The 10,509-nt window shown below is 74.2% G+C and carries 10 protein-coding genes; 6 read left to right on the top strand and 4 right to left on the bottom strand.

Annotation, left to right across the window (positions count from 1 at the left end; genetic code table 11):
• Nucleotides 1–173: 173 nt before the first annotated feature.
• The 3 genes from AC07A6_RS40485 to AC07A6_RS40475 form a co-directional block, all read right to left on the bottom strand.
• Entirely contained in the window at nt 174–599 is a 426-nt protein-coding gene (locus tag AC07A6_RS40485; protein ID WP_362473544.1) for a RidA family protein, read from the bottom strand.
• Between the two features lie 24 nt (nt 600–623).
• The gene (locus AC07A6_RS40480; protein WP_478780431.1) at nt 624–2,213 is read right to left on the bottom strand and encodes an alpha/beta hydrolase; all 1,590 of its coding nucleotides are present in this window, start codon (nt 2,211–2,213) and stop codon (nt 624–626) included.
• Between the two features lie 135 nt (nt 2,214–2,348).
• On the bottom strand, nt 2,349–3,383 hold the full coding sequence (locus tag AC07A6_RS40475) for an Rv2578c family radical SAM protein (protein WP_478780430.1): 1,035 nt from the start codon (nt 3,381–3,383) through the stop codon (nt 2,349–2,351).
• 205 nt (nt 3,384–3,588) lie between these two features.
• On the opposite strand from AC07A6_RS40475, the gene AC07A6_RS40470 reads away from it, so the two are divergent.
• From AC07A6_RS40470 to AC07A6_RS40450, 5 genes are all read left to right on the top strand, one after another.
• On the top strand, nt 3,589–3,786 hold the full coding sequence (locus tag AC07A6_RS40470; RefSeq protein WP_362473535.1) for a hypothetical protein: 198 nt from the start codon (nt 3,589–3,591) through the stop codon (nt 3,784–3,786).
• 177 nt (nt 3,787–3,963) lie between these two features.
• Nucleotides 3,964–4,413, top strand: a complete 450-nt coding sequence (locus tag AC07A6_RS40465; RefSeq protein ID WP_478780429.1) for an SRPBCC family protein — start codon at nt 3,964–3,966, stop codon at nt 4,411–4,413.
• A 185-nt stretch (nt 4,414–4,598) separates the two neighbouring features.
• Nucleotides 4,599–5,432: a M55 family metallopeptidase gene (locus AC07A6_RS40460; RefSeq protein ID WP_362473529.1), complete on the top strand. Its 834-nt coding sequence runs from the start codon at nt 4,599–4,601 to the stop codon at nt 5,430–5,432.
• A 1-nt stretch (nt 5,433) separates the two neighbouring features.
• Nucleotides 5,434–6,906, top strand: coding sequence for a M20/M25/M40 family metallo-hydrolase (locus AC07A6_RS40455; protein ID WP_478780432.1), 1,473 nt, complete (start codon nt 5,434–5,436; stop codon nt 6,904–6,906).
• A gap of 41 nt (nt 6,907–6,947) precedes the next feature.
• Entirely contained in the window at nt 6,948–8,948 is a 2,001-nt protein-coding gene (locus tag AC07A6_RS40450; protein WP_478780428.1) for a prolyl oligopeptidase family serine peptidase, read from the top strand.
• A 2-nt stretch (nt 8,949–8,950) separates the two neighbouring features.
• Here AC07A6_RS40450 and AC07A6_RS40445 read toward each other — a convergent pair whose 3' ends face one another.
• Complete coding sequence (locus tag AC07A6_RS40445) at nt 8,951–9,679, bottom strand: hypothetical protein (RefSeq protein WP_478780427.1); 729 nt, start codon at nt 9,677–9,679, stop codon at nt 8,951–8,953.
• A 34-nt stretch (nt 9,680–9,713) separates the two neighbouring features.
• On the opposite strand from AC07A6_RS40445, the gene AC07A6_RS40440 reads away from it, so the two are divergent.
• Nucleotides 9,714–10,253, top strand: a complete 540-nt coding sequence (locus tag AC07A6_RS40440) for a GNAT family N-acetyltransferase (protein WP_478780426.1) — start codon at nt 9,714–9,716, stop codon at nt 10,251–10,253.
• Nucleotides 10,254–10,509 lie beyond the last annotated feature (256 nt).

Genomic DNA, 10,509 nt, shown 5'->3' with positions numbered 1-10,509 from the left:
CGGGGCTGGATTTCGCGCAGCGAAATTCCAGCCCGCGCGGCGATTGAGCGCACCGGGCGCGCAGCGCCCGGTATCGGGGTCAGGGGCGGAGCCCCGGCCTTCCAGCCCCGCCGGCGCTTGAGGCGAGAACGGGTGAAGGGCGGGGCGGGGAGCAGCGCGCGCAGCGGTCTTTCTCAGCGCGGCGGGAGCACGGCGAAGGCTTCGACCTCCAGCAGGAGCTCCGGGCGGAACAGGGCCGCGACCTGGACCGCCGAGGAGGCCGGCAGCCGGTCCGGGGCGATCACCTCGTCCCGGGCCGCCCGGACCGCCGGCAGGTGGGCCACGTCCGTGACGAAGTACGTCAGCTTCACCACGTCCTCGAAGCCCGCCCCGGCCGCCGCCAGGCACCGCCGCAGGTTCTCGAACACCTGCCGCGCCTGCGCGGCCGGGTCGCCCTCGCCGACCACCTCGCCCTTCTCGTCGAAGGCGCACTGCCCCGACACGGCCACGAACCGCCCGGTGCCCCAGACGACGTGGCTGTAGCCGGTGCCGGGGCTGACGCCCTCGGGTGCGGCGATACGGGTGAGGTGGTCGTCAGCGTAAGGAGAAGGAGATGTCATGCGGACGATCTTGCCCGCCCGGCCTCAGCCGCGGAAGCCCAGCAGCCCGTGCAGGGCCGCACCGCCCGCCGAGGGCGGCACCGCCCGGGTCGCCGTGGCCGGCTTCGGCGCGGGCTGCGCCTGGCAGGTCGCGTCCGCCGCCTGACCCGTCCTCAGGTACGCGGACAGCTTCTCGTCGAGGCACTTGTTGCCGCTGAGGGCGATGCCGTGGTTGCCGCCGCCCTCCTCCACCACCAGCGCCGAGCCCGCCAGCTTGTCCCGCATGCTCACCGCACCCTCGTACGGGGTGGCCGCGTCCTCCGTCGCCTGGAACAGCAGTGCCTTCGGCAGCGCCGAGTTCGTCACGTCCGGGGCCTGGAGCGGCTGCGTCGGCCAGAACGCGCACGGCGCGTTGTACCAGGCGTTGTTCCAGGTCATGAAGGGCGCCTTCGCGTGCGTGCGCCACATGTCGGCCCGCCAGCGGTTCCAGTCCCGCGGCCACGCCGAGTCCCGGCACTGCACCGCCGTGTAGACGCTGTAGCTGTTGTTCGCCGACGGCTCCACCGCGCCCAGCCGCTCGTACGCCGCCACCAGCGGCTTCGGGTCCTGCTTGACCGCGTACGCAGAGAAGGCCTCGGCCAGCGACGGCCAGTAGCCGTTGTAGTAGCCGCCCGGCATGTACGTGTCCTCCAGCTCGGCCGGGCCCACCTTCCCGCCCGCCGGGGTCCCGCGCAGCGCCTCGCGCATCGCGTACCAGCGCTCCTCGACGCGGGCCGGGTCGGTGCCCAGGTGGTAGGTGGAGTCGTACTGGGCCACCCAGGCCAGGAAGGCCTTGTGGCGGGCGTCGAAGGCCAGGTCCTGCGAGAGGTTGTCCTGGTACCAGACGCCGCCCGGATCGACCACGGAGTCCAGCACCAGCCGGTGCACCCGGTCCGGGTGCAGCTTGGCGTACACGGCGCCCAGGTAGGTGCCGTAGGAGTAGCCGAAGTAGCTGAGCTTCGGCGCGCCCAGCGCGGTGCGCAGCACCTCCAGGTCGCGGGCGGCCGAGACGGTGCCGACGTACGGGAGCACGTCCGCGTGCTTCTCCTGGCAGGACACGGCGAAGGACCGCACCCGCTCCAGGTTGGCCCGCTCGGTCGCGCCGTCCCGCGGCACGGAGTCGGGCCGTACCGGGTTGAAGTGGCCGGAACCGCAGTCGAGGGCGGGCTCGCTCTTGCCCACGCCCCGCGGGTCGAAGCCGATCACGTCGTACTGGGCGGCCACGTCCTTGGGCAGGGCCGAGGCGATGAACCCGGCCAGCGCGCGGCCGCTGCCGCCCGGGCCGCCGGGGTTGACCAGCAGCGGCCCCTGGGAGGCGGCGGCGGTGTGCGGGACGCGGGTCAGGGCCAGGGAGATCTGCCGCCCGGCGGGCTGCTCGTGGTCGAGCGGGACCTTGAGGGAGGCGCACTGCAGCGTCGGGTAGCGGGGGGTCGCGCAGCCGGTCCAGCGCAGGCCCGCGGCGGCCGGGGCGGGCGCCTCGGCGGGCGCGGCCGGCGCGGCGGTGAGGGGGGTCGCGAGTGCGGCGGCGACGGTGGAGATCGCCAGCAGGACGGCGGCCCGCTTCTTCGCGGGGCGCAGCTTCGAGGGGTGGAGCATGGGGCCTCCCAGCCGAGGGTTCTGGGCGGAATCGTCCCGGAAACCGTGGCGGGAAGACGGGATTGGGCCGCGCATTGGCCCGATGTGATGACCCGTCGGGAGGCGTCCGGGTCACGGGCGGTGCGCGCGGCGGGGTCACATCAGCGTCAGCTGCGTCGGTCCGGCGGGGGCCGGGGCAGGGGGCCGCTCCGGCTCGGGCAGGGCCCTCGGCTGTCCGCGCCGGGCCGGTCCGATGCCGAATTCGGCGGCGAGCTCGTGGACTTGGCGGGTGATCCGGCGCTGGTACCAGGTGGGCGCGTACGACCCGCCCGCGTACATCCGTTCGTACCGTTCGACCAGGTGCGGGTGATGGCGGCCGAGCCAGGCCGTGAACCACTCGCGCGCCCCCGGCCGCAGATGGAGTACCAGGGGTGTCACGGAGACCGCCCCGGACGCGGCGACCGCCCGGACGGTCGCCCGCAGCTGCTCGGGGGAGTCGCCGAGGAAGGGGATCACCGGTGCCATCAGCACCCCGCATTCGAGGCCCGCGTCCGTCAGGGCCCGCACGGCGGCCAGTCGGGCGGCGGGGGAGGGGGTGCCGGGCTCCACGGTCCGCCACAGGCCCGTGTCGGTGAACCCGACCGAGACGCAGACGCCGACCTCGGTGACCTCGGCGGCCTGCCGCAGCAGGGGCAGGTCGCGCAGGATCAGCGTGCCCTTGGTGAGGATCGAGAAGGGGTTCGCGCGCTCCCGCAGCGCCCCGATGATCCCGGGCATCAGCCGGTAGCGGCCCTCGGCGCGCTGGTAGCAGTCGACGTTGGTGCCCATCGCGATGTGCGCGCCGCTCCAGCGCGGCGCGGCCAGCTCGCGGCGCAGCAGCTCCGGGGCGTTGACCTTGACGACGATCTGGGAGTCGAAGCCGATCCCGGTGTCCAGGTCGAGGTAGCCGTGGGTCTTGCGGGCGAAGCAGTAGACGCAGGCGTGGCTGCAGCCCCGGTAGGGGTTGACGGTCCATTCGAACGGCATCCGCGAGGCCCCGGGCACGCGGTTGACGATCGAGCGGGCCCGCACCTCGTGGAAGGTGATCCCGCGGAACTCGGGGGTGTCGAAGGTGCGGGTGACGACGGAGCCGGCCCCGAACAGGGCGGCCGGACCGCTGCCCGGCGCCCCGGTCAGATTCTCCCAGCGCATGGATGCCTCCTCGGTGACGGGGACCCGAGAATAGAACAAACGTTCCCATGATCGTGCGGGCGAGAGACCGCCCGGTGCGGCGGGGGCGGTGCTGCGAGTGGCCGCAGTCGCTGCACCGAAGGGGTTGCCCGGCCCTCGGGGAGGGCGTTCCGCGCCGCCTGCCGGGAAGGCAATCGGCGTCCGATAGATCATGAAAGGTGATGAAATGCGTAACTTCCTCAAGTCCTCCCTGGTGGCGGTTGCCGCGGTCGTCGTCTGCGGAGTCTCGGCGACCGCCGCGAACGCCGCGGCCCTGGGCGGCGACGGGCTCGGCGGCAGCGTCATCGGCAGCGGCAACTCGTACGGTTACAGCGTGAACTTCGCCACCATCGCCCTGGGCAACCTCCTCGGCCTCCTCTCCTGAGGACCGGTCAGGACGGCAGCGGTCCGTCCCCCCCCCCGGCCGGGGCCCGCGCCCCCGGCCGGGGGAACGGCCGGGGGGACGGCCGGGGCTGCCCGGCGGCGGATGGCGGATTTGGGCGCCCGCCCCGGAGGTGATTGGCTTGCCGCCGCAACGTTCACGACTGCTGGAGGAACAGGTATGGCGCAGGTCGAGGCCGCCACGGAGCGCATCATCGAGGCCGACGCGGACACCGTGTTCGACGCGCTGGCCGACTACACCGGCACCCGGAACAAGCTGCTCCCCGAGCACTTCAGCGAGTACGAGGTGCGCGAGGGCGGGGACGGCGAGGGCACCCTGGTCCACTGGAAGCTCCAGGCCACCAGCAAGCGCGTACGCGACTGCCTGCTGGAGGTCACCGAGCCCACCGACGGCCAGCTCGTGGAGAAGGACCGCAACTCCTCCATGGTCACCACCTGGACCGTGACCCCCGCCGGCGAGGGCCGCTCCCGGGCCGTGGTCAGCACCGTCTGGAACGGCGCCGGCGGCATCGGCGGCTTCTTCGAGCGCACCTTCGCCCCCAAGGGCCTCGGCCGCATCTACGACACCGTCCTCGACAACCTGGCCAAGGAAGTCAAGACCGGCGCCTGACGGGCCCCTCGGCCGCCGCGGGACAACGCCCGGGGACGGCTCACCGGTTCGGGTGGAATTCCCGGCCGCCGTGAGCCGCCCCGCGACCCGCCGCGCCCCCGGCCCGCCCCCTGGCGTGGCCCGGGGCCGACGGCGTGCCGGACGGCTAGGGTGGGGCTCCGCGACCCGACCCACCGGGGGGCCCGATGAAGATCCTCGTCTCCGCCGACATGGAAGGCGCCACGGGCGTCACCTGGCCCGCCGACGTGCTGCCCGGCACCCCGCAATGGGAGCGCTGCCGGGGCATGTTCACCTCCGACGTGAACGCCGCCGTGCTCGGCTTCTACGACGGCGGCGCCGACCGGGTCCTCATCAACGAGGCCCACTCGACCATGCGCAACCTCCTCCTGGAGAAGCTCGACGCCCGCGCCGAGATGATCACCGGCCGCCACAAGTCCCTCTCCATGGTCGAAGGCGTCCAGCACGGCGACGTCGACGGCATCGCCTTCGTCGGCTACCACACCGGCGCCGGCAGCGAAGGGGTCCTCGCCCACACCTACCTCGCCAACTCCATCACCGGCGTCTGGCTGGGCGGCCTGCGCGCCAGCGAGGGCGTCCTCAACGCCCACGTGGTCGCCGAGTACGGCGTCCCCGTCATCCTCGTCACCGGCGACGACCTCACCTGCGCCGACGCCGCCGGATACGCCCCCGACGCCCGCACCGTCGCCGTCAAGGACCACGTCTCGCGCTACGCGGCCGTCTGCCGCACGCCGGCCCGCACCGCCGCCGACATCCGCGCCGCCGCCACCGAGGCCGTCAAGCTCGCGGTCCGGCACGAGCCGGTGCGCGGCGGCCCCCACACGGTGGAGGTCGAGTTCGACGCCGAGCACCTGTCGATGGCCGCGACCGTCGTCCCCGGCGTCGAACGCTGCGGCGAACGCAGGGTCGAGTACACCAGCGGGACGATGTACGAGGCGATCCGGACCTTCAAAGCGGTCACGACGGTCGTCTCGGCGGCCGTGGAGGAGCAGTATGGCTGACATGCACCGGGTGGAAGGCGTCCCCCGAGGGAGCGCCCACGAAGAAGCCGCGGCCCCGGACGGGGCCTGCGTTGACGGATCCCGCATCGGTGGGGCCCGCGCCGACGGAGCCCGCGCCGACGGGGCCCGCGTTGACGGGGCCCGCATCGACGGAACCTGCATCGACGGGACGGCCCTCGCGGAGGTCGTCGAGTTCACCTCCGGCCTGATCCGGATCGACACCACCAACCGCGGTGGCGGCGACTGCCGCGAGCGGCCCGCCGCCGAGTACGCCGCCGAGCGCCTCGCCGGAGCCGGCCTGGAGCCCGTACTGCTGGAGCGCACCCCGGGCCGCACCAACGTGGTCGCCCGCATCGAGGGCACCGACCCCTCCGCCCCCGCCCTCCTCGTCCACGGACACCTCGACGTGGTCCCCGCCGAGGCCGCCGACTGGAGCGTCGACCCCTTCTCCGGGGAGGTCCGCGACGGCGTGGTCTGGGGCCGCGGCGCCGTCGACATGAAGAACATGGACGCCATGGTGCTGGCCGTCGTACGCGCCTGGGCCCGCCACGGCGTACGGCCGCGCCGGGACGTCGTCATCGCCTACACCGCCGACGAGGAGGACAGCGCCGTCGACGGGTCCGGCTTCCTCGCCGACGAGCACCCGCACCTCTTCGAAGGCTGTACGGAGGGCCTGAGCGAGTCCGGGGCCTTCACCGTCCACCCCCGGCCCGGCCAGGCCCTCTACCCCATCGCCGCCGGCGAACGCGGCACCGCATGGCTCAAACTGACCGCCCACGGCACCGCCGGGCACGGCTCCAAGCCCAACCGGGCCAACGCCGTCAGCCGGCTCGCCGCCGCCGTCGCCCGCATCGGCGAGTACGACTGGCCGGTCCGCCTCACCGACACCGTCACCGCCTGCATCACCGAACTCGCCGCCCTCCAGGGCCTCACCGTCGACCCGCGCGCCCCCGGCACCGACCTCGACGGCCTCCTCGGCAAGCTCGGCCCGGCCGCCGCCCTCGTCGAGGCGACCGTACGCAACAGCTCCAACCCGACCATGCTCAGCGCCGGTTACAAGCTCAACGTCATCCCCGGCCACGCCACCGCCTACGTCGACGGGCGTACGGTGCCCGGCGGCGAGGCCGAATTCGCCGACACCCTCAACCGGCTCACCGGCCCCGACGTCCACTGGGAGTTCCAGCACCGGGAGGTGGCCCTCCAGGCCCCCGTCGACGGGCGGACGTACGGGATCCTGCGCGAGTCCGTCGAGCACTTCGACCCCGACGGGCACGTGGTCCCCTTCTGCATGGCCGGCGGCACCGACGCCAAACAGTTCTCCCGGCTCGGCATCACCGGCTACGGCTACTCCCCGCTCAAGCTGCCGCCGGGCTTCGACTACTGGTCCCTCTTCCACGGCGTGGACGAACGCGTCCCCGTCGACGCCCTGCACTTCGGCGTCCGCGTCCTCGACCGCGCCCTGCGGGCCCTGTGATGGAAGTCCTGTGATGGGAGCCTTGTGATGGGAGCCAGGTGATGGCCGCCGCCGTCGGGGGCCCCTACGGCAGCTGGCCCTCCCCGATCACCGCCGCGCACGCCGCCGCACACGACGGCCGGCCCGAGTACGTGGGCACCGTCGGCGCCGAGGTGTGGTGGACCGAGCCCCGCCCCGAGGAGGGCGGCCGCCGCACCCTGGTGCGCCGCACCGCGGACGGCGGCCCCGCCGTGTCGGTACTGCCGGCCCCCTGGAACGTGCGCAGCCGGCTCACCGAATACGGGGGACTGCCCTGGGCGGGCGCCGAACAGCCCGGCCGGGGGCCGCTGGTGGTCTTCGTCCACCACGCCGACCAGCGGCTGTACGCCTACGAACCCGACGCCCCCGGAGCCGCCGCGCAGCCCCGGCCGCTCACCCCCGTCTCGGCGGTCGGCGGCGGCCTGCGCTGGGCCGACCCCGTGCTGCGCGGCGGCGAGGTCTGGTGCGTGCTGGAGGAGTTCACCGGCCCCGGCCCGGGGGACCTGCGCCGGGTCACGGCCGCCGTACCGCTCGACGGGTCGGCCGCGGCAGACCGGTCCGCCGTACGGGAACTCACCGACGACCGGCACCGCTTCCGCACCGGGCTGAAGCTCTCCCCCGACGGGCGCCGCGCGGCCTGGCTGGTGTGGGACCACCCCCGGATGCCCTGGGACGGCACGGAGCTGGAAGTGGCCGACGTGCATTCCGACGGGACGCTCGGTACGCCCCGCACCGTGCTGGGCGGGCCGGAGGAAGCCGTGGCCCAGGTGGCGTGGGCGGCCGACGGAACCCTGCTCGCGGTCAGCGACCGCACCGGCTGGTGGAACCCCTACCGGGTGGACCCGGAGGGTGGTGAGCCGGTCAACCTGTGCCCCCGCGAGGAGGAGTTCGGCGGCGCCCTGTGGAAGCCCGGCCTGACCTGGCTGGCCCCGCTGCCGGACGGGCCGGTGGCCGTACTGCACGGGCAGGGCTCCTCGGTGCTCGGCCTCCTCGACCCCGACACCGGCGACCTCGTCGACGCGGCCGGGCCCTGGACCGCCTGGCAGCCCGCCCTGGCCGTCAGCGGCACCCGCGTGTACGGGGTCGCCGCCAGCCCGCGCAGCGCCTACGAGGTCGTCGAGCTGGACGCCCGCACGGGGCACGCGCGCGTCGTCGGCGCCGGGGCCCGGGACCCGGTGGACCCCGCCTACTACCCCGAGCCGCAGAGCCGGACCTTCCCCGGCCCCGGCGGCCGCGAGATCCACGCCCACGTCTACCCCCCGCACCACCCCGCCCTGCGGCCGCCCGACGACGAGCTGCCCCCGTACGTGGTGTGGGCGCACGGCGGCCCCACCGAGCACGTACCGCCCGTACTGGACCTGCACATCGCCTACTTCACCTCGCGCGGCATCGGCGTCGTCGAGGTCAACTACGGCGGCTCCACCGGCTACGGCCGCGCCTACCGCGAGCGGCTGCGCGAACAGTGGGGCGTCGTCGACGTCGAGGACTGCGCCGCCGTCGCCCGCGCCCTGGCCGCAGAGGGCACCGCCGACCCCGCCCGGCTCGCGATCCGCGGCGGCAGCGCGGGCGGCTGGACGGCCGCGGCCTCCCTGGCCGCCACCGACCTGTACGCCTGTGCGGCCGTCATCTACCCGGTGCTCGACCTGCGGGGCTTCGCCGCCGAGACCCACGACCTGGAGTCGCACTACACCGACGGCCTGGCCGGCCCGCCGGGCACCCTGGCGCTGCGCTGCCGGGAACGCTCCCCGGTGGCCCGCGCCGACCGGATCGAAGCCCCCTTCGTCCTGCTCCAGGGCCTGGACGACCCCGTCTGCCCGCCCGCCCAGGCCGAACGCCTGCTCGCCGCCCTGCGCGGCCGCGAACCGGCCGTGCCGCACGCGTACCTCACCTTCGAGGGCGAGGGGCACGGCTTCCGCCGCGCGGACACGATGGTGCGGGCGCTGGAGGCCGAACTCTCGCTGTACGTGCAGGTGTTCGGGATCCAGAGGGGGGACGTGCCGCGGGTGGAGCTGGGGACGGAGTAGGCCTAGGCGGTGTGCAGCCAGATCCGCAGCGGGCCGAGGGGGGTGAACCCGGCGCGTACGGCGGTGTCGAGGTCCTCGCCGTGCTCGTAGCCCACCACCGGCAGCTCCGGCCAGTGGCGGGCGGCCGCGTCGAGGGCGGCCGCCCAGACGGCGTCGGCGTCCGCGTCGTCGTGGGCGAACACGTTGGAGACGCCGACGACCCCGCCGCCGGTGCTGAGGACGGCCCCGGCGGTGATCCGGGACCCGTCGCGGCCCGCGAGGAAGACGATACCCTCGCGCAGCAGGCCCTCGTGGAACAGGCCGGGGCCGGTGCCTTCGCCTCCGTCGCCGTCCCAGGCGGTCTCCCAGGCCGCCAGCTCCCCGGGGGCCTCCAGCTCGTCCCAGTCCAGTCGGCTGTTCGTTGGTGCGGCCGCTCCCGCCGGGCGATGGATCCACTCTGCCTCGAACAACACTTCGAAGCCGGCCGGGGTGAGGTCGAGCGCCGCGAAGCTGTCCTTCACCGAGCAGCCGGGGGTGGTGGTGTCCACCCCGGCGAGCACCTCGGCGGCCGTGGCACCCAGGGTGAGGGTGACCGCGTCGGGGTACAGCGGCGGGGTGCGGAGCGGGCTGCACCAGAGCGCATCGCGGAAGTGGCCGCTGCGGGAAACGGCGGCGCACCACTCGGCGTTGTTGCGGGCTGCGGCGGTGACGGCGGTGAGTGGGTGCTCGGCACTGTTGGGGGTGATGATCACACCGGGATGCTTGCATAGTGCCTAGCCTGGGGCGATGTCTTATTCCGCTGAGTACGTCAGTACGGGCGCCCGGGTCGGCCTGCGCCCCTTCCGGGCCTCCGACGGCCCCGAGTTCACCGCCCGGGTGCGCGAGAGCCGCGAGCTGCACCGGCCCTGGCTGTCCCCGCCCGCGACCCTGGAGGAGTACGAGCCGTACGCCGCCCAGCGTGCGGGGAGCGGGTTCCTGGTCTGTGAGCTGGCCACCAGGGACATCGCCGGGTTCGTCAACGTCAACAACATTGTCCGCGGCGCCTTCCAGTGCGGGGCACTGGGGTACGGGGCCTTCGCGCACGCCGCGGGGCGCGGGCTCTTCGGGGAGGGCTTCGACCTGTTGTTGGCGTACGCCTTCGGCGCTGACGGTCTGGCGTTGCACCGCCTGGAGGCCAACATCCAGCCGGGCAACACCGCGTCGATCGGCCTGGTCCGGGGGCGGGGCTTCCGCCTGGAGGGGCTCTCGCCGGAGTTCCTGTACGTGGCCGGGGCGTGGCGCGACCACGAGCGGTGGGCGGTGACGCGGGGGGCTTCTGCTTCTTGATGAGGGGAGGGAGGGTGGGGAGGGAGCGTGGGGAGGGGGAGGGGGTTGTCGCTCGGGCCCGCCATCACCCCCTCGACCCCCTGGGGTCGGGCGGTGGTTGCCCGCCCGCCTCCCCGTCTGCGGGCCGGTGGGCTGGGTGGGCGGTATGCCCTTGGGCCGGATCAGAGCGGGTTGGGGGCTTCCCGTCAGTCCCATCGTCCTTCCGTGTCGTGCCGGCCTGAAGCTCCTATGGATCGTCAAGTGGTGTGTGGGAGGG

The organism is Streptomyces sp. NPDC044002 (assembly GCF_056434525.1).
Note: the sequence above shows the minus strand (reverse complement) of the source record. Positions and strands in the feature narration are given on the sequence as shown.

Excerpts from the sequence above, each read along its gene's own strand:
- AC07A6_RS40460 (WP_362473529.1), top strand. The coding sequence starts at position 4,599 with ATGAAGATCCTCGTCTCCGCCGACATGGAAGGCGCCACGGGCGTCACC.
- AC07A6_RS40485 (WP_362473544.1), bottom strand. The coding sequence starts at position 599 with ATGACATCTCCTTCTCCTTACGCTGACGACCACCTCACCCGTATCGCC.
- AC07A6_RS40455 (WP_478780432.1), top strand. The coding sequence starts at position 5,434 with ATGCACCGGGTGGAAGGCGTCCCCCGAGGGAGCGCCCACGAAGAAGCC.
- AC07A6_RS40480 (WP_478780431.1), bottom strand. The coding sequence starts at position 2,213 with ATGCTCCACCCCTCGAAGCTGCGCCCCGCGAAGAAGCGGGCCGCCGTC.
- AC07A6_RS40470 (WP_362473535.1), top strand. The coding sequence starts at position 3,589 with ATGCGTAACTTCCTCAAGTCCTCCCTGGTGGCGGTTGCCGCGGTCGTC.
- AC07A6_RS40440 (WP_478780426.1), top strand. The coding sequence starts at position 9,714 with ATGTCTTATTCCGCTGAGTACGTCAGTACGGGCGCCCGGGTCGGCCTG.
- AC07A6_RS40465 (WP_478780429.1), top strand. The coding sequence starts at position 3,964 with ATGGCGCAGGTCGAGGCCGCCACGGAGCGCATCATCGAGGCCGACGCG.
- AC07A6_RS40450 (WP_478780428.1), top strand. The coding sequence starts at position 6,948 with ATGGCCGCCGCCGTCGGGGGCCCCTACGGCAGCTGGCCCTCCCCGATC.
- AC07A6_RS40475 (WP_478780430.1), bottom strand. The coding sequence starts at position 3,383 with ATGCGCTGGGAGAATCTGACCGGGGCGCCGGGCAGCGGTCCGGCCGCC.